This window comes from Parasphingorhabdus sp. (assembly GCF_039982415.1).
GTDB lineage: Bacteria > Pseudomonadota > Alphaproteobacteria > Sphingomonadales > Sphingomonadaceae > Parasphingorhabdus.
The window spans coordinates 384,414-405,123 of the sequence record NZ_JBDWYL010000011.1 but is presented as its reverse complement, the minus strand read 5'-3'; the positions used below and the strand labels follow the sequence as shown (position 1 = coordinate 405,123).

The window sequence follows — 20,710 nt, the reverse complement described above, 5'->3', positions numbered from 1 at the left end:
ATTGCTTGCGGGTTGCTCGGCGGATATCCTTCACCACCCGATCAGCGGGGGCTTTAGAATTTTTCTGTTTTGGTCTCATCTTCGTTCCTTACGTCACTACGATGATACCAAAACACTCACATCCTACATAATCTCAATCTGACTATCGATCGCTGACGCGGAACATTTTTCAGTGTAAACGATATGTTTGCCAATTGAAGCGGTTTTAATTGAGCCGCGGTGCATCTAATTGTAACTTCATCTCGAATTGCCGCGAATAGACAAAAGAGTTACATTCTGCCGAGGGGAAAAATCATGGAATTCACACAAAGTCGGACGATCAAAATTATCGCAATATTGTTGCTTTTGGCGGCAATCTCACAGCCTATTTATACCGCTCTCTATCTGGGCGCCCCTGAATTTGACCGCAAATTCCTATGGGGGCTGGAAGGGCTCATATTTGTTTTGATAGCGGCTTTTTCCGGGTCCGCATTGGTCATGGCCAAACGCTATACGCTCGGCTTTTCCGCAATTGCATTTAGCGCTGTATTAAACGTCATGCAGGTTGGTGTTGGATTGACCCAATTTGGTCCTTTTCGTTTGGCTGCTGAAGCCAATGCAGAGTTAAGCGGTGTCGCGATGTCAGTCGTTGCATTCTCATTTTTTGGTTATAATGCCGCAAAAATCCTGTTGGGGCTTGCTGCGGTGGTTTTTGGCATGGCCAAAATGAACCAAGGAAACAAAGCTTTGGGCGGCGTAACCGCTGCGCTTGGTGCTGTTGCGTTTATTGCTAATACAATTGTGATGATGTTCGGCTTACAGGGTTTTCTACCATCGCCTGTCGCTGGTGGGTCCGGCGTGTTGGCAACCTTGTTCCTGGCGATATGCCTGTTGAGTATTAGCAACGAAGACTGATCGAACCATTTGCATCAGAAATTGGGCGGGCTGCCGGGCAGGTGCCTGTGACATCGATATCGGTGTCCCAGATATAACCTTCAGCGTCGGCGACAAACCGTTGGTTTGGCGAGGGACAACACAAATTGTCTTGTCTTGTCGCGCTGGATTACCGTACCGTCTTTCTGGTCGCATCTGAGGTCAGGCTTTGCTGTTATCGGTCTTGGAAATGGCAGTAGTACAAAGGGACAGCGCGAATGAGTAGATATTTGGTGCCGCTATTTGGATTGGCGGCCCTGTTATTGATCGGTTTTTACAGCTACCGCGCGCTTGTTCAGGAACAGATTGAATTCCCGCTAATTGAAACCGCTGATGCGGATATTGTGGATCGGTTGCCTACAGAACCGGATGACTGGATTGGGGCAATCGATTATCGAGGGCTGAACCAGCGATTTGAAGAACTTTCCGCCCGTCCTGAAATGGCAGGCTTAGCTATAGCAATTGTTGAGGAAGCAGAGCTTCGCTATGTTCGCGGTTTCGGTGTGATCGACAAGCGCTCCGGAGAAAGCGTCACGCCTCAAACCGTTTTTCGCTGGGCCTCAGTCTCTAAGGGCGTGGCAGGTGCACTGGCAGCAAAATTGTCAGAAGAAGGCCAGATCGACCTCGATCAAACTCTCAATCGGTGGCAAACATCACTAAAGCTTCCCGGAGACGCGACGGCGCAGATCAGCCTGGCACAGCTCATGTCGCATCAGACCGGCCTCACGAAAAATGCCTATGATCGCAAGCTGGAAGACGGAGAATATCCCGGTCAATTAAGGGCGCGTTTGTCAACTGCGCCTTTACAATGCTTACCGGGCACCTGTCACAGCTATCAGAATATTGCCTTTGATACGGCTTCAGAAATATTGGGGCAGGCCACAAATTCTATATATGATGACGCGGTCCAAACGCAGCTTTTTGAACCGCTCGGAATGGAAAGCGCACAATTTGGCATGGCGGGGCTGACCCAAGCGGAAAGCTGGGCGCGCCCGCACCGGGGGGACAAGGTACGGATATTGTCAGAATCCTATTGGCGATTGCCAGCCGCAGCAGGCGTTAACAGCAATATAGTCGATATGGCGCGTTGGCTGAGCGCACAGATGAGCGCGCATGACGATATCTTATCCAAAGCCACTCTTGCCATTGCCCATGCGTCATTGATTAGAACGGGACGCGTCTATGGCGGCGATCTCGCGCGCGCTTTGACCGAGCCCTCCTATGGATTGGGGTGGCGCAGTTTTACCTATCGGGGCCGGCGATTGGTTGGTCATAGCGGCGCTGTGGATGGGTATCGCGCAACCATTATTTTTGATCCGGAGGCCCGTACGGGGGTTGCGGCAATGTGGAACAGCGGATGGGGGTTGCCCTTTGGTATCCCCTTTGCTGTGCTTGACAGCTTTTACGGACCGCGACTGGACCAGGAATCTCAGGTTGATTGGCTCGATCTCTCCGATCTGCCAACGCCGAAGCCGTTAGAACCTTCAGATCGCGATGCTCCCTAGTATCGCCCAGTCAAAGGGTCTAACGCGCTATGATGAGGTTAGGTCGGTGCTTTCGAAAGAGTAAGCGATCCTTATCGCCGTTGGCGTGGCAGGTGCTGACAATATCGCCTTTGCTGCGAGATTGCTCAATCGGTTGCAGGAATATTATGCTCACGAAATAACCGATAATCGCGCTTGCTCCATATCCGACAAGGGGAGTGGGATAGGCGCCCATTGCAGCCGCTGCGATCAAAGTCAGCCAGCATACAACAAAAGTATAGTGAACGGTGGATCGCTTAGTTTTCGGGAGAAAGACTAACGGGCTGATCAAAATCATACACCCGATCCAGAGGGATAGCCCAACCCAGATACTGACATCAACACTGGTCCACAGAATATGATCGACAAATGGGGCTGCCGGTAAGTGATCGGGCAAAAAACACAGTTGTCACGAAAGCCAATGCACAGAAAAAGCAGACGACTTAATGTCAATATACAAAGTCGAGCGGTCAGAAAATGGGAGAGAGAAGGGTGGTTCCTTCTCAAAGTCGCACGCGACCCTCCAAGAATCTGGATCTACCAATTATCGATTTCGTCGATCAAGTGATCCAAGAATAAACCAATGTTTCAGAGCTTTAGCTATTTACAGCTAAAGAGGCGGCTCCCATGGACTGATGTTTGTCGGCCAAGAAAAACGTGCCCAACCGGTCGACAACTTGGGTTCCCTGCGGAAAGGGATTCATCTCTTCTGCCGCGCGGTCCAGAAAATCTATGTGGCAAAGATTGGCGCAATCATAGTCCGTCATCGCGTCGCCTACAAAAAGACATTGGGCGGGGGTGAGGTCGTAGCCGGTCATGATATCGCGGGCGATGTTATGCTTTTTCTCCGGTGCGCCTCTAGCGCTCTTGAAAAAGGGATTTAGTCCTTTGCGTTCGACTATGATTTGCAGTTCATCATGCGGTGTTCCGGATATGATATGCGCTTGAATTTCCTGCCGGAGTAGCAGGGCTAATATCTGTGCAACATCGGGAAGCAGTGGGCTTTTGACGACTTGGTCCAACACGATGGTTGATAGCTTGTTACACCAATCAGAAATTTCGTCTTGAGACAAAGAAATGCCCAGCAGATCGCGATGAAAGCGCGGGATCTTATCATAGCGTGTTTCTCCTGGAACCTTGCGCTGATAATCTTCTACAACCTGTCTGACTCGCGGACCAAATGCATCATATAAAGTGCCAAAGGCGGATATTTTGGCATCAACGGAATCGACAATCACACCGTCAAAATCAAAAAATATGCAGTCATATTGCGATAGGTAAGTCGAGGGCATGATTGTTCCAATTGATTAAGCTTGTAGGATTGATGGCGTCCAATTGATCTTCTGCATAAACCGCATACAGAGCCTGAGCGATCCGGTAGTCTTCAATATAGTCAATATCCACACCAGCCAGTTTGGACAGCGGCTGTAAAATGGGATGCTCACCGATAAAATATTCACGGGCCAAAATATCTTGGCGTGAAGCCATATAGATACTGTTGGTCACCTTGAACCATTCGGGTAATTCTTGTGAAATTGTATGATTGCGATCGGCTTGATAGTTGAGCGCTCCGTCACGCGACCAAAAATATTCTTGCATCAAATTGACGCCGATCAATGAGTCTTTCCCGCCACGAATAACTTGATCAAAATAGACGCGGAATGCATCGGCATATTCCTGCGGCGCCATCAACGGACAAACCACCGTCGACCAGGCGATATGCGTGTGGGGAATATCTTTTACAATACCGGAAATGACATCGCGAAAGGGAACGATATGGTCGATTGCGAGATGGCGTGCGCGGTGATGATTTGACACCCCAAACCGTTCTCCCAGTTTCAGAAACTCATCGTCTTCGCTCGATAAATAAATACGCTGTGGATCAATTATTTGACACAGTTGCGTCAGTTTCCATTCAATTAGGGAAGGCTGATTGCCGAAAGGCAATAAGCATTTTTCGGCAATGCGTGAACTGCCCCGTCGAACCGGAACAACGACAGCCAGATCATACATGATTTTTCTCCTTTTTAGCTGACCCGGTCATGCAGCATGTTCCATAGAAAAGTGATTATAACGCGCCATGGCGGGGTCCCAGCGCTTGGGATCTGTGGGGTTGATCACACGCCCGATTATGTCCTCGCCGCTAAGAGATGGATCGCAGGGGTTGAACACATTGTTGAGAAGATGAAAGGCAAACCACCGCCGGGCCAGAGCTGGGTCAGCATGTTTGCTCGAACAATGGCCGATATCCGAGAAAAATTGGGGGATTTTATTATAAGCATGCACCCACGTGCCCGTAGCGAAATCTGATAGTCGCATCATCGGAGTTGCAAAAGCGGCACTGGCAGACCAGCTTTTTGAATTGCCCACGATCATTCCGTCGCAATATTTGCTTAACGCCAAAGTGGAATGGCCGGCAATTGGGCCAGGTTTCAGCATCTTAATCTTACTGGCCTGACCAGAAACAATCGCATCGACTGCAGAATTATCGCTATGAAGATCATTGAGAGGATGATTGGTTATCGCCAGAATGACATTATCATTTACCATCGAACTAAGTTCCAAAATCATTTCTGCATTGGTCGAATAGCGGTGATGTTGGCCGAAGAAATTCTCCGCATTCTCATATTCCAGCGACAAGCCAATGATGATTTTATCATCGGTCAGTTCATTTCTGGCGAGAAATTCTGTTCGATTGGGTAGCGCTGTTTTTGCCATCATTTGTGCCCACAAGGACTGAGCAAAATGATCTAAAATAACGGTCTGCTCTGAAGAAAGATCGGGTATCAAGCCGTGGTCGAACAGCGTTGGTGATAACATGATCCAGCGGTTCTCGGTGTGAAAAGGCGGTGCAGCTCCTTCCATAATATAGCGCACAATGCCCGGAAAGCGCTGCGGTGTTGTGATATCTGCACTCCGGCACAGAGTAATATCTGGAGCAATATCATCAACCAAAGCTAACAGATCGTCCTGATCGCTGCCGTTAGTGCGAAGCTGGGGATGATCCGGCCCATCTAATATGTGCCAACGAACATGAGCCAATTCTGTTATAATTGCGACGTGCTGTGCACCGATCCCAGTATTGTGCCACAATGGCGGAACCAACACATGGACTTCATGGTTCTGGGCAGTGGACCGGATTAAGTGGACAATTATATTCTCAAACCACCAAGGAGTAACCACCGGCAAGTAGAATAGGATTATTTTCTCGTCTTGCCTCACTCTGTTGTTCCTCGTTGTAGAATATGTTCTGTTCCAGCCATTCAGCCATCTTGATACCCATAGGGTGTCTGCTGTGGTCAATTTGCTTATTCCCATCTCAGCAAACAGCATGCCAAAAGCAGAAGAGCTTCGGATAAATCCCTATATTTCAGTGGCTCTAGGAATTTGGACCGATGGTGGAACGCAAGGGAAGCAAGGAACCGGCAAAAAATGGTGTACAACGGCAAGAACTTGCCGGGTTTGCTTTTTGGCCTAACTCTTAAGTCATTGATTGATATCTCAAATCGGCTATCTTCCTCGATGCAGGGGATTTCAGCTATGGCGCTAACGGATCGCGAAAAGAGTCCGGCAACAATTGTTGTTGCTGACGATCATGCCATTGTCAGGCAGGCGACGGTTCAGATATTGTCTTCTATTCCTGATACCGAAATTGTTGCAGAAGCTGAAAATGGCCTCGACGCGATGGCAGCGGTCCGAAAATATTTACCGGATATGCTCGTTTTGGATGCAGCCATGCCTTATGCGAAAGGGGTCGAAGTTTTTGCCGAAGCTCGCCGCTGGTCGCCAAAAACGCGGGTGGCGATACTCACAGGCTTTACCTCTTCCAATCTTCTAGCGGAATGGATGGACATGGGGGTGGAAGGACTATTTCTGAAAAGTTGTGATCCTGATGAGATTAAACGCGGCTTCGAAACCATATTGGCTGGCCATAATTTTGTTGCTCAGTCGGTGGCCAAAATATTGCAAGATGCGGTAGAGCCAGTTTCGCTAACCGCGCGCGAAAGAGAAGTTCTGTCGCTCATCGGGTCTGGTCATGCCAATGCGGCTATCGCTGACCGGCTGAGCATCAGTATCAAGACGGTGGAAAAGCATCGGGGGAGCTTGATGGGAAAGCTCGGTGTCCGTTCCGTGGCTGAGTTATTGGCCTATGCACTGAAGGAAGGTTTGTTGGAAACCCACAAACAACTGTGACAAATCTGATGGAAAATGGGGCATGAACCCCATAGACGCTATATCTGAGGCGCGACATTATGCATACGTGAAGCACATTTTCCCAGCGCCCGGCAGACGGATAAAGAACCGGCTAATAAAGAAACCGTTTTTGTTCCTATCCGCCCTTCTTTTCTCGCTAGTTTCAACAATGGCTAGCGCGGAATCGCAGCGGCCTGTTCTGCTGCAGCAAGCACCAGGTTTCCATTATTATATTGTTGATCACGTAGATTATCGATTGGATCAAAGCCTAGCCTTGAATGTAACTGACATTATCGAGCGGTCTGATGACTTTACACCCATTACAACACCATATTTGGATGTCGGATTGACCAGTGCACGGGTTTGGCTGCGCTTTTCAGCAACCAATTCTGGGGACAAAGCGGATCGTTGGCGGATCGATATTAAACGGCAATATCTGAAAGAACTGGATTTGTTTATCCTGCGAGAAGGAAAGCCAGTCAAACTGCTATCGAACCGAGAAACGCAACCTTTTGATCAGCGGCATATTCCTAGTCGCTTTTTGCAGGCGGATTTCGACCTTGGACCAAGCGAGACGGCGCATTTCTATGTCAGTTATCGATCCTCATCAACTACTGTATTGCCGATCCATTTTGCAAAGCCGGACGGGTCCAATAATGTGCACAACCGCGAAGCCAATATCGATTGGGCATTGAACGGTGCACTATTTGCGATGATCATTTTGTCTTTGCTTCTGATCCCGGTCATTGGCCCGCGAATTGGTGTTTCCTTCGCGGCCTATATCAGCGCTGGTATGTTATATGTTGCCAATGCAGACGGATATACATTTCAATTTTTCTGGCCGGATGATCCATGGCTCAATGATCCGATGAACCTTGTCACAATATTGCTAATGCCCGCGGCCGCTTTGAATTTCTCTCGTCAATTATTCCTTTTCGCTGAGATCGCGCCGCGAATGGATCGTTTTTTGAAAATCTTCATCAGCCTGATGGTCGCGATTTCCTTATGCACTTTGCTTTTCTATGAAAATCGCTGGTATATGGTTGCTGCATATTCTTTGGTTCCCATTGCCACGATGGTGCAATTGCTAAGCGGGATTACTGCTGCTCGGAGCGGCCGCGTTGGAGCCTATCCATATATTATCGGCGCGACTTTGGTTGTGACGTCGTTTGTTTACGCCACAATTGCCCATCTTGTTGTTGGTCAATTTGATATGGATCAAACTCTGGACTATGGCCATTTCGTTCTGTTCATGGAATGTGTTGCTTTTGCAATCGCGATTATGCTGCGCTTGCAAGCCGTCAGAAAAGAACGCGATCAAGCTTTGGCGGCAGCGCTTTCTTCTGCGCAGGAAAAACTGCAATTGAATCAGGCCCTGATGGCGAGTCAGAAGGAATATGGTGATGCCAAGCGTCTGTCAGAGCAGCGCCTCGATCAACTGTCCAACGTGAGTCATGATATCCGGCAGCCCCTTGTTTCCTTGCGCGCAGCGATCCGCCGGATCCGGGGCCAGAACGAGGATGTCACGGAGCAAATGAATGCCGCATTTGACTATCTGGAAGATATAGCGGTCAAGGGTTGGGGAGGAGAGGGCGATGAAAGCGGCAATGCAGGAGACCGCAGCGACCGCGAAAAATTTTCATTGCATATCGTCATGGACAATGTGCATGAAATTTTTGCTGACCAAGCGCGCCAGCAAGGGAAAGTGCTTCGCTATCGATCGTGCCCAGTCCATGTGACCTCCGACCCGGTTGCGTTAATGCGTATCACCAGCAATCTGGTTTCCAATGCCATTCAACATGGAGGGAATATCATATTGCTCGCCGCTCGACAGCGCGCCGATACCATACGTTTAGAAGTTTGGGATAATGGTATCGGCCTATCAGCCGGTGAACTGGATATCTTGTCGGAAAGGCACAAGAAATCCTCTAGTTCAACCGGGGATGGATTGGGGTTGTCCATTGTTACCGAAATCGCTCAGCAATTGGGATTGGAATTTGAATTTCATTCGCGCAAACATATCGGGTCTGCAGCCTTTATTTATATTCCAGCCGGTGATTAGAAATCCCTTAGCTTAGGGGCAATATGACCCCTCGTTCATGCGCCCGATTGCGTGAATAATGCTTGACCCCAATTGCTCGGTCATGCTGGATACAAAACTCAGCCTTTGATTTCAGACTTACCTGCCAGTTGAAGCCGCATGGTGGCAGCCCATTGGACATTAGAATGATCAAACGCGAGCCTTTGATTTTGTGAATAAATGACAATGCAGAGCTTTTTGTTTTGTAAATATAGTTAAAAAAATATCAGAATTGCTATTAGCTTGTCTATTTCTAGTCCTTTGAGATTTTAGCATTTTTTACAATTGATCGTTGTCATTGGCATGCTGATCCGTTCAACGATTGCCTGTTTTTACCGGAATTTAGACGAATTTGACGCATGGTTAGCACTGCGCCTCACGGCCGACACTAACCTTTATTCTCTTTCGGTCGCTCTGTTTTGCCAAGAAACTCTGGTTTTGCACCACTTTGGGACCGGCTGCGAAAGGATTGTTAAGTATTTGAGAGTAATAACAATTGCAGATTTTGACCATGTGGGGAAAGGGGACGGCAATTGCTTAGGCAGTTAAAAGTTTTTGCGCGTTCGCCTGACGACCGCGGAGCAAACTCTATAGTTTCAGAAACTTATCGACCAATAATCCGGACTTATTTTGCAGTTTCGGCTATTTATTATGCGCTGATGACAATGACTCATTTCGGCTGGTTCAGTGGTTGGGCATTGGCCATGATGGCTGGAGCGTCCGGCGTCGCTTGCGCTGCCATTGGTGCATCTTGGTTCATATTGCGCCGACCCCGCCCGGTTGAACAGCTGGAGCTGCTGACGGGTATGACCAATATGTTGGTGCTGACCAATGTCATGGTTGCACTGCATTTGGAATATGCCGAAGCCAAGCTCATCTATTTTATCATGATGGCAATTGTTTTTGGTTTTGCGAGTATCACTATTCGTCAGGCACTGTTGTCAATCACAGTAGTTATCATTGGTTTGTTTTACACTCTGAATAAGCACGACCCAGAACTTTTGGTCACCTATGGCTTTATTTCCTTCGCAGCGTCGCTCTGTACTGTATCGATAACGTCGATGCTGCGTCGGGCGGTTGGACTAGCGGTAGCAGCACAGCGCGAAGCGGAAACGGGATTGGATGAAGCCAGAGACCTGGGTGAAACCATGCGTAGAAGGTCCTTGTCGGATAGTTTGACCGGCTTGCCAAATCGCCGCGCATTTTTTGATCAGCTCCAAGACCATAAATCATCAAAGCCGTCATCGTCTCATGGTTGGCTGATATTGCTTGACCTTGACGGATTCAAAGCCGTCAATGATGTGCATGGCCACATTATGGGGGATGAATTGCTGAAGATGGTGGCGGAGCGTTTGAGGGGGTATTGCGGGAAAGCTGCTCATCTCAGCCGTATGGGCGGTGACGAGTTTAATATTGTACTGCCTGATAACCCCAATGCTGAAAACGTCGAACTATGGTGCCAGCAATTGCTGCCGCAGATCTCGAAAGTATATCGCATTGATGGCCGGCTTATCCAGATTTCTGGATCGATTGGATGCGTTGAAATTCAACCAGATGAGAGCGATACAGATATCATCAGAAATGCCGACTATGCGCTTATGCATGCGAAAAGAAACGGCAAGAATCGCGTGGTCGTTTTTTCCGAAGAACACGCGCAAGATGCAGTTGAAAGCTATAAGATTGAGAAAGCTCTGCGGGTTGCGGATTTCAATTCAGAAATGGAGTTATTGTTCCAACCACAATTTAATCTCTCGGAAAATAAGATTGTCAGAGCCGAAGCATTGGCACGATGGAATAGCCCTATTCTTGGCGAAATCGGTCCCGATCGTTTCATTAAAATCGCCGAAGAAAGTGGTTTGATTGCGAATATCACTTTAACCGTACTCAAAAAAGCGTTGGCAGCGTTGGACAGTTGGAATGATCCTTTTCCGCTTTCCATTAATCTGTCGAGTATCGATTTGATTGCTGATCAGACGATTAGTCAGATTATCCGAGAGGTCAAAAAAAGCGGTCAAGATCCAAGCTTGATCGAGTTTGAAGTCACCGAAACAGCGATGATGGCTGATATGCAAAAAGCGAGTTCCAATCTCATGCGCTTGACCGAGTTGGGCCACCCGATTGCGCTCGACGATTTTGGTACTGGCTATTCCAATTTCAACTATTTGCGGACTTTACCGATTAATAAGTTGAAAATAGATCGCTCCTTCATTGAGAATATGACGGACCCGATGACTGAGAAAATTCTCCATTCCTTGTCGGGCATGGCACGAACGTTGAGCGTGGAATGCTTGCTTGAGGGAGTGGAAAACGAACTGCAGTTGGTGATGGCCAAGCGGGTTGGCGTCCAAACAGTCCAAGGATATTTTTTCGGAATACCCATGAGCGCGCAAGATTTGCTGCCTTTTTTGGAAACCAGTTCAACCAAGCAGCAATGGCAGAAAACGGCTTAACAGCCAACGCCGTTGTCGGAATCGATGCATTGCCTCTTGCTGATACCAGCTTTCCATTATGATTGGTTTTCTGGACAAGATGGAGAGAAGAACGGTCCTCAAAAATAGGATGTTGAGATCGGTTGTCATCAATTGCCAAAATCATTGATGATCATCGTACCTGAATGGTGGTCAAACGCTATCAACTTCTCACTTCCGGGATAAACGTACGTTTATATATTACTTAAAATTATGAAGTAAACTTGACCATTTCGCCCGTTCGGCCGAAGGGATAATCCACCAAAATTATGATTTTGGGCGCCCCAAATAGAATTGGCGCAAACGGAAAGTGACTCGGGAAATGGGTAAAATCACGAGAAGAACGATATTAGGAGGTGCCGCGGTAGCCGCCGCTGCGGGGGGTGCGATCTATTATTCCGATCTGATTTCCACAAATAGCATTAAGACGACCAAGCCAGCCCGCAAGGTTGAAAAATCTGACGTGATCGTGATCGGTGCCGGTCTCTCTGGTTTGAATGCAGCGCTTTTGTTGGAAGAGCTGGGGCACAGCGTCACCATATTGGAAGGTAAGGATCGCGTTGGCGGGCGATTATACACCATGGACGATGTTCCCGGAATGCCCGAAGCTGGGGGTAGCGGGATAGGCTCAAGTTATGGACGGATTTTGGGGGCCATGGACCGGTATCAGATTGCCCGTGCATCCGAAAGACCGCGTACCGTAGCGGAAGTAGAAAACACCATAATCAATGTGGCGCGTCAAAACATCACGCCCAAACAATGGGCAGGTCATGCCCTAAACCCTTTCCCGGAAGGCATGCGTGACAAAATGCCGTGGCTGTTCAAATATGGCATTTACAGCGATAACAACCCGCTCGCGAGCCCGGATCAGTTTTTGGACCCTGCATTTGCTAAATATGATGTGTCTGTGTTCGAATTTCTCTCCCAGAAGGGTTTTTCCCGCAATGCTATAGAATTGGGAGCGGGCACGAACATGAGCTACGGCGATGCGCGTGGGCCCTATGGCCTTTCAATTTTGATGTGGTTCAACATAATCGCCTTTGCGCAAGCCAATAGCGGCGCTTCTCAACCTGGTTCACCCTTTGCCGGAAAAGGCGGCAATCAACGGATACCGGAAGGCATGGCCAAAGCGCTGAAACGCGATATTCATATGAATGCAAAAGTAGTGGGTATTCGCAGCGAATCCGATCAAGCAGAAGTCGTACTCGACGATGGCACCGTCTATTCTGCCAAACGCGTGATTGTTACGGCGCCATTTTCCGCATTGCGTCTCGTCAATATTGATGCCCCGCTGGCGCCGTTGCAAGCCCATGCTATTCGTGCGCTTGGTTACACAAATGTCACCCATCTCCACTATGTGCCAAAGCGTAAATTTTGGGAGGATGACGGGATGCAACCGTCCATGTGGACCGATGGCCCCACGGCGCGATTCATGGCTTTGCGCAACAATCCAGATAATCCTCAGGAAGTAACCAGCTTCATTGCGTTCGCCAATGATCGGCAAGCCAATTTGCTGGATCGATTGGGTGCAGAAGCGGCCAACCGCCATATTTTATCTTATCTCGAGCAGATTCGGCCGAGCACGAAGAACGCGTTGGAATTTGTTAAATTTTGGTCTTGGCAGCTCGACCCGCTTTCCGGGGGCGCCTATGCGGCTTGGCAGCCTGGGCAATTGTCTACCTTTGGCAAGGATATGGCTAAACCTGCTGGGCGGCTGCACTTTGCGGGCGAGCATACCGCGATTGCGGCCCGCGGCATGGAAGGTGCCATGGAGTCAGGAGAGCGCGCCGCTTTTGAAGTGGCTGAGTTGATTTAAATCACGAGGAAGGTTGAAACATGACAAGTGGAATAATGGGGCAAAGGTTCAAGACGGCCGTCGCGAGTCTGTCTTGTGCAGTTTTAACCGTTGGATGTACCGCAACGGGTGATACTAAAACCGCCGACAACGTCGCGCCAAGCTCGTCTCAGCAAGATTTGAACACAATCATGCTCTGGTGGAATGGCAGTTATAATAATGATCGACATTTGGCGGCCCTTGCGGTGCAAGGGAAGCCTATTTGGCGCGCAGATGGATCGGGTAAAGGTGGACACATAGAGGTAACATCGCACTATCGATCGATTGATTTGCCGGAATTTGGTAGCCATGTAATTTATGTTGAAGAGACCAAACATGGTGAGCCGGATAATATTTTTCGCCAAAGAATTTATACTCTTTCCATTGACGAAAGAGATCAATTGCGCGTGAAACTTTGGTATTTTAACGACAAGAAAAAATATGTGGGCGCCTGGAAAAACCTCTCGAAACTCAGTGACCTAACCAAAGATCAAATGTTTCCCCTGCAAGATGAATGTGATTTGTTGGTTAAAAAACAAGGCGACAAATATCATATGCCGATGGCGGACAAAGCCTGCGTCTTCGGCGATAATTATTTCAGCTATCAAGTGCTTTTGGGAGAACAGAGTTTCTGGTTCCGTGACAAGATTAATGCCGTTGCCGATGACGCAGTTATATCAATGGCGGGAGATTATACTTATCATGAGCTTGATAAGATAAATTGATCATGCCGCCAATGACTGCGCGAATTTGGATACTATATTTGGTAATGATCGCGGGGACATTATCACTGCAAGCCTGCCAAACACATCAGACAGCGAACGCTAATGTCGCGGCAAGTGTTGTCTGCGATTCTGAAAACCTAGAGATTTCCTGCCTGTTGCGATCCGCCGAACAGTCCTTTTTGGGATTAGAGGATGAAGCGGAATGGATCGTTGCAGCAGGTGAAATATCGGCGGCCTTTGCAGCAAATGGACAGAGTATCGCCGCCCGAGATTATGTAAGCCGGGCACAGCAAAAAATTGATCAACTGGAATCGTCCGACGCCAAAATTTCAGCATCGGCGGCTTTGGCAAAAGACGCGGTCACCGCAAAACTGCCAGACTTGGCTGAGCGGTTGGTCACCGAAGGCGAGCTTGCAGCTGCCAATATTGCCGACAATGCCAAAAAATATGATCTGTCAGGCAAGCTCGCGGTTGTTCGCGCGTCAATCGGACAATTTGATCGGGCGCTAAAAACGGTGCGAGCCTTTCCAGAAACGACGAGCAACCATCAAGCGTTTAAAGCCCGGTCTTTGCGAGAAATTGCTGTTGAACTGGCCAAGGCTGGTAAATGGACAGAGGCAGATCTTGTTATTACCGAAATCTCATTTGGTTTGACCTATTATCAATCTACAGTGCGTTCCGACATCGCCCATCTCGCTTTTTCTGCAGGAGATTTTGAAAGGGCAGTGAGATTGTTGCAAGAGGCGGAAGAAATAGCGCGTGCGCAAGAAAATGGTTATTTCGTAGCCGGCGCCTTGCGAGATATTGGGGTCGCTTATGTGAATGCAGATATGCGACACAAAGCGATGTCTTTGTTCACTGATGCAATAGCGGGGGCTCGGCGCGCGAATAGCTACCAGGAGAAAGCGCGCGCGATGAGCCGCATAGCCACAGGCATGGCTGATTGTGGTCTCTATCGAGATACCCAATCGATTTTGCAGGAAGCGGAACAATTTGCCCAAAAAGCGAAATCAGACTTATTTCGCCAATTTTCATATTATGAAATTGCCGGATCGGCGGCCTTTTCTGGTCAATTTTCCATCGCAGACAGATTGGTGACTGATTTGCCGGAAACGCAATTTGGTTCTACCAGTTCGTTGCGGGCGGCCGCTTTAAGAGACATTGCTTGGGGTTTTGCCAAGCACGGCCGCAACATGGAAGCACGCAAGCTGGTAAGTTCGATCAAACCCGCACGCGAACGCATTATGAGCATCAGTCGCATTGTGAGACTGATGAAAAATCCGAAATTGGAAGCCTTTCCAAGATATCTTTGAAGGTTCTAAACCACCGATATGGTGGTGTGCAGCGAAGATTAATTGTTGATCCGCCGTTCATGGCATAAAGTTCGTTTGTAAAGTTTGCCGTTTTTGAACCACTGCCTGACCCGAGAACGGCGATTGCCGTTGGTTTCCGGACTGATTATCTCATTCAGGCACAATCTTGGGCTATTTGTTTGAGAGATATTGACCAGCACATTACCAAATTCAGTTTCCCAGATACAGCCTTGGAAAGAACCACTTTCCCACCATAATCTACCATTTGAAAATATGCTTTGCTGCTGCAATATTTGTTCGTGGCCGTCATCCCAAGTGAAATGGCTATGCTGGATATGATCAAATGGGCCATTTTGAGGAAACTCGTGTTTTACAAAGCCATGGTGGGATTCCAGCAATTTTCCATCATTGCTATAATGCTGAAATTCCCCGCACCAACGACCTTCGTAAGCGATGAACGTCGGCATATGTTGAGCCAGATCGCTCGATCGGTCATCTGATGCAGGGGTGAGAGAAAGCTCCTTTATCTGTCCGATGATACGCATATTTGTCTCGATATCAGGGCAATGTCACGGCAACACGAAATCCAAGCAATTGACTATGGTATTTTGCCAAATCGCCCGCTTGCGCTGCGGCGCGCACCCAATCCGTTCCGGATACCCAGCTTCCACCCCGTGGGACGCGGCGTTCACAATTGCCGCCATCTTCCTCAAGCCAAGCACGGCCATCAGTTGGCGCATTGGATTTGACGGTGTGCACGCAATCGTTGGTCCATTCATATACATTGCCCAACATATCGTGCAGTCCCCAGCCATTCGCTTCATAGGTGGCAACGGGCGCTGTATGCTCATAACCGTCATCACATTTGAACACAGGGGCATGGTCGAAATTTTTTCGAAAAACATCGTCGGCAACATTGGCATATGTGCAAGCATCGCGTTGGGATGTACCCCAGAACCAAGGGCCCCGTGTTCCAGCGCGCGTCGCATATTCAAATTCGGTAGAGGATAACAGCCGATAGGGTTTACCGGTCTTTTGTGCCATCCAACGGGCGTAAGCGCTGGCATCAACATGACTGACACAAACAACCGGATGATTGTCATTTTGTGAAAAGCCGGGATTGTCCCAATGGTGATTGGGCACATAACCCATGATCCGGTTTCTTCCCCAGCTGTTACAGCCATCGGTAGCCATAGCATGACCGCTTTCTTCCATGAACTGCCGATATTGTGCGCGGGTAATCTCGGTTCTGCCCACGGCAAGCTTATAACCGATCGTCACTTTTCTGACGGGAATATCACCACGTTTTTGGTTGGCCTCATAAGGTTCGGCTCCAATCATAGCCGAGCCGGAAGGAATGATAATCATTGCGGGGCAATTTTCACAATCGGAGAAAGATTCCGGTCCCGTCTGAGCGTGAGCAGGAGCTGAAAAACCAGCTATGATAGCCATAAAAGCTGTTCGAGAAGCGAGACCGCCGTGCGCCATTATTGGGTCGCCGTCTTCAGATAAGCGATCAATGCTTCGCGCTCGGATTTGTTCGGCATACCCGCATAGACCATCTTTGTTCCGGGAATGGAATTGGAAGGTTTTTCCAACCAGCCATCCAATGCCTCTGCGTTCCAAGTAATGCCAGAAGACTTCAAGGCATCGGAATAGATATAATCGGCTCGAGTTCCGGCTGGCGCATCGTAAAAGCCGTAAAGGCTCGGCCCGGTTAAATGCGGGTCCCCTTCGTTGAGCAAGTGACAGGAGCGGCATTTTAGAAAAGCGATTTTTCCCTTTTTCTCAAGGTCAGTGAGATTTTGCCCCGCCGACGCTGTTGCTGGTGCAATGGCCGTGTCTGCCGTGTTTCCCGCAGTGCCGTCTTGCGCCTGTTCGCGCTCCGCGCAACTGGTCAACATTGTCAATGCGACAATATAAGTTAGTGGGGTGTACATTCGTATCATGATGGTTTTTGTCCTGATGAAAATAAATGCGATCAATTTTCGAGAAGCTCGAGCGGCTCCCGAAAATTAAATCCTTTGCGCTGGCAAAATGCGCCGATTGAATGGGCGCGAACGCCGATTTGACGGGAATCCGGGTCGTTGACGGTAAAAGCAAGAGAGCGTTTCTGCCCTTGTTCACGGAGCGAAAAATAGAGAAAATCAGGCCGGGTTTTGTAACTCGGATATTCCTTGTCGCGCATCAAAATTTCAAAGGTTTTCCCATCGACATTGCGCGTTGCGGTTACCGTTCCCCCCTGGCTGTGCATTTCTAAGTTCTCAACCACTTGGGCATCGAAGCCATTATCTGCAAAGAAGTAGAATTGGCAATTAAAGGGTTTTGCACGGCGCAACTGATAAGGTTTGTCAATCGGCTTGCCAGCGAACAAGCTATTGTCTGACACTCGAAAAGTGGAGTCGATCCGCCAATATTTGTCGGGCGATAACCACATGTCATGCACCGAATATCGGCGATCTTTTCCTGTCCCAAAAATGCATGATTTGGGCTTCATTCCGCCTTCAAACTGACTCGCTACCCGCTTCCATGTGACATCGCATTCATCGAGAAAAAAGACGTCATCGGCTGTTAGAGATTCCACTTTTGATGGATTAATATGAGCGCCGCGGACCGCTTCTGCATTTTTGAAAAAACCTTGCTGCATCCTTATCGTTTGGCTCTTTCCATCCGTAGTGAAAATAACGATCCGTTGGCGGATAATATCTTGAGGGTCGTTATTCTGATATTCTTCGACATAAAATACGTGCTTCCCCAATGCCGGCATGCTCAGTTTTTTGTGAAAAACATGGAGACGGACATGCTGTTCAGGCTCGGGAATTTTTGCATAAGGACCATTTTGGAACCAGCGTTGTTCCTCGTTATCAAATTGTCCTTCAAACCATTGGGTCAGCAGGAGTAAATCGCGTTCCATGGGGCCGGCTGAAGCTGGATAGGCGATGCTGGCGAACCCCAGCATCAAAGCCATATAGAAACGGTTTTTCATTTTCTTCCCCTAACCAATGGTTTAGGCGCGGCTAAGTAAATCCGTCGCGGCCCGTTCACCGGATTCGAACGCACCTTCCATGCCGCGTTCAAGCAACGCGGTATGTTCGCCGGCAAAGTGAATATTGCCATGAGATTCTCGCATATAGGGGGCATATTTTGTGACGTGACCAGGGCGCCAGAACACCCAATCTCCAGCCCCGTGCACATCGCGATGGCAGGACTGCACCATTACCGGCTTCAGCGCACCTTTTAGCGAAGGTCTAATTTTTTCCAACTCGCGCATGGTATAAGCAAAGGCTTGGTCGTTGGTCATGAAATTATATTTATAGGCTTCATTGCCGTTGATGAACGCCAAGGCCGAACTCGGGTTGCCGGTATCGTCATCGGTCAGCAGCGCAAAACGTTCAATAACTGTATCTGACCAAAGCGAAGGCGGTAAACCATCTTCTTCCCAATATTCTTTTTCCAAAAGAAAATGCACCTGAATAGAAATGCCATAAGTGATATCCCGGATCGACTCCTCCATCCTTTGCGGCAATCGTGGTGAAAATTTCACGCTTTGCATGACGCTATGCGGCATCGAGTTGACCACTTGCTTGGCTTTGTAAGAGCTGTTGTCAGCGCAATAAACGGTGACCTCATCGCCAGTATCTTCAAAGGCCAGAACTGTTTTATTCAGCAAAACACCATTTTTGAGGCTTTCTCCCATGGCTTTGACCATTAGAGAGTTGCCGCCTTTAACTTGTTGCACCGAAGGCAGGTCAGGGCGAGCCTTGGCCATATTTCCGTTAAATTCATTGACCGCATATCTGCGCAATTCGTTCATGGCAGATGTGTTGTTTATATGATCAGAATGGATCACCACATTCATTAGCCGGATGGTTTCATCATTAAAGCCAAGCGTTTCTTTGAGATATTGACCATGAGGAATGTCATATTGGGCATATTCGGGCTTTATCCAGTCATCCAACGGCTTGCCGGATAAAGGATTGTTGCGATGCGACAATGTCCATAACATGCGATCGGGCATCAGTTTTCGATCGTCGCCGGACATGGGGTTGAGCGCATGGCCTTCCCACTCATCCTTCAAAATATTGGTACCGCGAATGTTGAAATAGCGTTCGCCGCTTCCCAGCGGGGTTTTGGGTTCAAACAATTCCAGATCAAGGCGGCGTGCAGTATCCAGCATTCGGGCATAATTGCCGCCGATCAATTCGCCAGCAGCTTCCGGTTTTCCCGGAATATCCATTAACGTATAAACCCGGCCACCAACGCGGTCTCGCCCTTCAAGCGTCAAGACGTTTAAGCCTTGTTCTTCGAGTAATCGGGCTGCGTGGAGGCCTGCTAAACCCGCGCCGACGATGATGGCATCATATAGGATATCCGTCGCTTCTGAGCTGTTTTCTAGTTCGGCTGCCGTGGGTTCCTTCGCGCATGATGTGACCAACCCGAGCGCGCCGACGGCGACTCCGCTGGCCAATATCTGGCGGCGGGACACTTTGCTGGCCTTGAGCTTTCTCGAAAATTGGCCTGGGCTTTCTGGAATTTTATCGTTCATATGACCGCCTGAATTTGATCCACAGGAATAAAGCTAAACCGCGCATCAAAATTGTCCCAGCGCAAAAACGAAAAATCGGCATATTGTAAATGTACGTGTATCAAAAAAGCGATATCCTATATATTGAAATATAAAAACTGTGCTTTGTTGCACGCATGCTCGCGAGGGTCTGATTATTTTAGGAGATATATCCCAATGCCAGAAGGTGTCATAAAATCAGTCGGCCGGATATTCGAAATTCTCGAACTGTTCGATCGCGAGCGCCGGCCGTTGGCAGCAAAGGAAATCTCAAAGGAGCTCGGATATCCATTGATGAGTGCACATCAGTTGCTCAAAAGCATGTATCAGTTGGGATATATGGATTTCGATGCTCCCAAATGGACTTACATGCCTTCTAAAAGTTTTATTTCGGTGTTGAATTGGGTGCCGGACATTATCGAAAAAGAAACCGCGATATTGGATTTTGTGCATGCTCTTAACCGGGAAACCCGGGAAACAATCAATATTAGCCGTCGTATTGGGACGAATGTGAGAATTATTCACGGACTGGAAAGTGTTTTGTCAGTGGGGGTCAGTGTGCGGGTTGGAACAATCATGCCCAATGGGAATTCTTTAACTGGAATGGTGGCGCTCGCTTCGTTGACCGATTTCGAGTTCTCAGAATATTTGAGCTTTATAAACTCATCCGACTCATCACCGAAGGATCAGTTTGACAAAGCCCACCTTGACCATGTCCGAGAAGAATTGGACACATTCGGATCGGCCGCTAAAAACAATGTGTTGCTGGAAGGCGTGGGAGCGGTTTGCCTACCAATCAAATCCCTGGCCAATCAGGAAACTTTGGTTGTCGGTGTTGTTGGACCGAGCAATCGGATCTCAAAAAATGTAGAATTGCACCGCAAAACAATCGCCGCTTTGGCCAAGGAATTTGGCGTAAAAACTGTTTTTAAGCTCCAATAGAAGAACTCGTAATATACATACATTTATAAAATCATCATTTCCATCTACGTGAATTGACTAACTTTACCTCTTCTCACTAATCCTGCTGCGTTAATCGAGGGTGGCCGACCCAAAGCCGATAGATTTGCAAGGCTTTGGTTACGGGAAAGGACAGG

General features: G+C 48.4%; 18 protein-coding genes. 9 read left to right on the top strand and 9 right to left on the bottom strand.

Annotated features, from left to right (window positions below; all coding sequences use genetic code 11):
* Nucleotides 1–294 precede the first annotated feature (294 nt).
* Nucleotides 295–894, top strand: a complete 600-nt coding sequence (locus ABJU74_RS16025; protein ID WP_348385160.1) for a thiamine biosynthesis protein ThiC — start codon at nt 295–297, stop codon at nt 892–894.
* A gap of 236 nt (nt 895–1,130) precedes the next feature.
* Nucleotides 1,131–2,417: a serine hydrolase domain-containing protein gene (locus tag ABJU74_RS16020; protein WP_348385161.1), complete on the top strand. Its 1,287-nt coding sequence runs from the start codon at nt 1,131–1,133 to the stop codon at nt 2,415–2,417.
* A gap of 19 nt (nt 2,418–2,436) precedes the next feature.
* Here the strand turns inward: ABJU74_RS16020 and ABJU74_RS16015 are convergent, their stop codons facing one another.
* From ABJU74_RS16015 to ABJU74_RS16000, 4 genes are all read right to left on the bottom strand, one after another.
* Nucleotides 2,437–2,832 (bottom strand): hypothetical protein, encoded by a 396-nt coding sequence (locus ABJU74_RS16015; protein ID WP_348385162.1) that lies wholly within the window; start codon nt 2,830–2,832, stop codon nt 2,437–2,439.
* A 199-nt stretch (nt 2,833–3,031) separates the two neighbouring features.
* Nucleotides 3,032–3,727 carry an HAD hydrolase-like protein gene (locus tag ABJU74_RS16010; RefSeq protein ID WP_348385163.1) on the bottom strand — a complete coding sequence of 232 codons (696 nt, stop codon included), beginning with the start codon at nt 3,725–3,727 and terminating at the stop codon, nt 3,032–3,034.
* Nucleotides 3,699–4,448 carry a hypothetical protein gene (locus ABJU74_RS16005; RefSeq protein ID WP_348385164.1) on the bottom strand — a complete coding sequence of 250 codons (750 nt, stop codon included), beginning with the start codon at nt 4,446–4,448 and terminating at the stop codon, nt 3,699–3,701. The genes ABJU74_RS16010 and ABJU74_RS16005 overlap by 29 nt, the downstream gene beginning before the upstream one ends.
* A gap of 27 nt (nt 4,449–4,475) precedes the next feature.
* Nucleotides 4,476–5,657 (bottom strand): hypothetical protein, encoded by a 1,182-nt coding sequence (locus tag ABJU74_RS16000; RefSeq protein WP_348385165.1) that lies wholly within the window; start codon nt 5,655–5,657, stop codon nt 4,476–4,478.
* A gap of 318 nt (nt 5,658–5,975) precedes the next feature.
* Here ABJU74_RS16000 and ABJU74_RS15995 point away from each other — a divergent pair, with 318 nt between their 5' ends.
* From ABJU74_RS15995 to ABJU74_RS15970, 6 genes are all read left to right on the top strand, one after another.
* Entirely contained in the window at nt 5,976–6,629 is a 654-nt protein-coding gene (locus ABJU74_RS15995) for a response regulator transcription factor (RefSeq protein ID WP_348385166.1), read from the top strand.
* Between the two features lie 169 nt (nt 6,630–6,798).
* Entirely contained in the window at nt 6,799–8,691 is a 1,893-nt protein-coding gene (locus ABJU74_RS15990; protein WP_348385167.1) for a sensor histidine kinase, read from the top strand.
* Between the two features lie 677 nt (nt 8,692–9,368).
* Nucleotides 9,369–11,159, top strand: coding sequence for an EAL domain-containing protein (locus tag ABJU74_RS15985; protein ID WP_348385168.1), 1,791 nt, complete (start codon nt 9,369–9,371; stop codon nt 11,157–11,159).
* Nucleotides 11,160–11,499: 340 nt separating this feature from the next.
* Nucleotides 11,500–12,993 (top strand): FAD-dependent oxidoreductase, encoded by a 1,494-nt coding sequence (locus ABJU74_RS15980; RefSeq protein ID WP_348385169.1) that lies wholly within the window; start codon nt 11,500–11,502, stop codon nt 12,991–12,993.
* A 20-nt stretch (nt 12,994–13,013) separates the two neighbouring features.
* A complete protein-coding gene (locus tag ABJU74_RS15975; protein ID WP_348385170.1) occupies nt 13,014–13,736 on the top strand; it encodes a chromophore lyase CpcT/CpeT in 723 nt (240 codons plus the stop codon).
* A 155-nt stretch (nt 13,737–13,891) separates the two neighbouring features.
* Nucleotides 13,892–15,049 carry a hypothetical protein gene (locus ABJU74_RS15970; protein WP_348385171.1) on the top strand — a complete coding sequence of 386 codons (1,158 nt, stop codon included), beginning with the start codon at nt 13,892–13,894 and terminating at the stop codon, nt 15,047–15,049.
* A 38-nt stretch (nt 15,050–15,087) separates the two neighbouring features.
* Here ABJU74_RS15970 and ABJU74_RS15965 read toward each other — a convergent pair whose 3' ends face one another.
* Genes ABJU74_RS15965 through ABJU74_RS15945 form a run of 5 tightly spaced genes read right to left on the bottom strand, consistent with a single transcriptional unit; the run spans nt 15,088 to nt 19,595 of the window.
* Nucleotides 15,088–15,594: a hypothetical protein gene (locus ABJU74_RS15965; protein WP_348385172.1), complete on the bottom strand. Its 507-nt coding sequence runs from the start codon at nt 15,592–15,594 to the stop codon at nt 15,088–15,090.
* Between the two features lie 13 nt (nt 15,595–15,607).
* The gene (locus ABJU74_RS15960; protein ID WP_348385173.1) at nt 15,608–16,501 is read right to left on the bottom strand and encodes an SUMF1/EgtB/PvdO family nonheme iron enzyme; all 894 of its coding nucleotides are present in this window, start codon (nt 16,499–16,501) and stop codon (nt 15,608–15,610) included.
* A 35-nt stretch (nt 16,502–16,536) separates the two neighbouring features.
* Entirely contained in the window at nt 16,537–16,998 is a 462-nt protein-coding gene (locus tag ABJU74_RS15955) for a c-type cytochrome (RefSeq protein WP_348385174.1), read from the bottom strand.
* Nucleotides 16,999–17,030: 32 nt separating this feature from the next.
* The gene (locus ABJU74_RS15950) at nt 17,031–18,035 is read right to left on the bottom strand and encodes a chromophore lyase CpcT/CpeT (protein ID WP_348385175.1); all 1,005 of its coding nucleotides are present in this window, start codon (nt 18,033–18,035) and stop codon (nt 17,031–17,033) included.
* Nucleotides 18,036–18,056: 21 nt separating this feature from the next.
* On the bottom strand, nt 18,057–19,595 hold the full coding sequence (locus ABJU74_RS15945; RefSeq protein WP_348385176.1) for an FAD-dependent oxidoreductase: 1,539 nt from the start codon (nt 19,593–19,595) through the stop codon (nt 18,057–18,059).
* Between the two features lie 195 nt (nt 19,596–19,790).
* Between ABJU74_RS15945 and ABJU74_RS15940 the strand changes: the two genes are divergently transcribed.
* Nucleotides 19,791–20,555, top strand: a complete 765-nt coding sequence (locus ABJU74_RS15940; protein WP_348385177.1) for a helix-turn-helix domain-containing protein — start codon at nt 19,791–19,793, stop codon at nt 20,553–20,555.
* The last annotated feature ends 155 nt before the right edge of the window (nt 20,556–20,710 follow it).

What these genes read in the sequence shown, in the direction of transcription:
- ABJU74_RS15995 (WP_348385166.1), top strand. Translation starts at nt 5,976, where the DNA reads ATGGCGCTAACGGATCGCGAAAAGAGTCCGGCAACAATTGTTGTTGCT.
- ABJU74_RS15960 (WP_348385173.1), bottom strand. Translation starts at nt 16,501, where the DNA reads ATGGCTATCATAGCTGGTTTTTCAGCTCCTGCTCACGCTCAGACGGGA.
- ABJU74_RS16025 (WP_348385160.1), top strand. Translation starts at nt 295, where the DNA reads ATGGAATTCACACAAAGTCGGACGATCAAAATTATCGCAATATTGTTG.
- ABJU74_RS15950 (WP_348385175.1), bottom strand. Translation starts at nt 18,035, where the DNA reads ATGAAAAACCGTTTCTATATGGCTTTGATGCTGGGGTTCGCCAGCATC.
- ABJU74_RS15965 (WP_348385172.1), bottom strand. Translation starts at nt 15,594, where the DNA reads ATGCGTATCATCGGACAGATAAAGGAGCTTTCTCTCACCCCTGCATCA.
- ABJU74_RS16005 (WP_348385164.1), bottom strand. Translation starts at nt 4,448, where the DNA reads ATGTATGATCTGGCTGTCGTTGTTCCGGTTCGACGGGGCAGTTCACGC.
- ABJU74_RS15980 (WP_348385169.1), top strand. Translation starts at nt 11,500, where the DNA reads ATGGGTAAAATCACGAGAAGAACGATATTAGGAGGTGCCGCGGTAGCC.
- ABJU74_RS15945 (WP_348385176.1), bottom strand. Translation starts at nt 19,595, where the DNA reads ATGAACGATAAAATTCCAGAAAGCCCAGGCCAATTTTCGAGAAAGCTC.
- ABJU74_RS15990 (WP_348385167.1), top strand. Translation starts at nt 6,799, where the DNA reads ATGGCTAGCGCGGAATCGCAGCGGCCTGTTCTGCTGCAGCAAGCACCA.
- ABJU74_RS15955 (WP_348385174.1), bottom strand. Translation starts at nt 16,998, where the DNA reads ATGATACGAATGTACACCCCACTAACTTATATTGTCGCATTGACAATG.
- ABJU74_RS15975 (WP_348385170.1), top strand. Translation starts at nt 13,014, where the DNA reads ATGACAAGTGGAATAATGGGGCAAAGGTTCAAGACGGCCGTCGCGAGT.
- ABJU74_RS15940 (WP_348385177.1), top strand. Translation starts at nt 19,791, where the DNA reads ATGCCAGAAGGTGTCATAAAATCAGTCGGCCGGATATTCGAAATTCTC.
- ABJU74_RS15985 (WP_348385168.1), top strand. Translation starts at nt 9,369, where the DNA reads ATGACAATGACTCATTTCGGCTGGTTCAGTGGTTGGGCATTGGCCATG.
- ABJU74_RS16020 (WP_348385161.1), top strand. Translation starts at nt 1,131, where the DNA reads ATGAGTAGATATTTGGTGCCGCTATTTGGATTGGCGGCCCTGTTATTG.
- ABJU74_RS16010 (WP_348385163.1), bottom strand. Translation starts at nt 3,727, where the DNA reads ATGCCCTCGACTTACCTATCGCAATATGACTGCATATTTTTTGATTTT.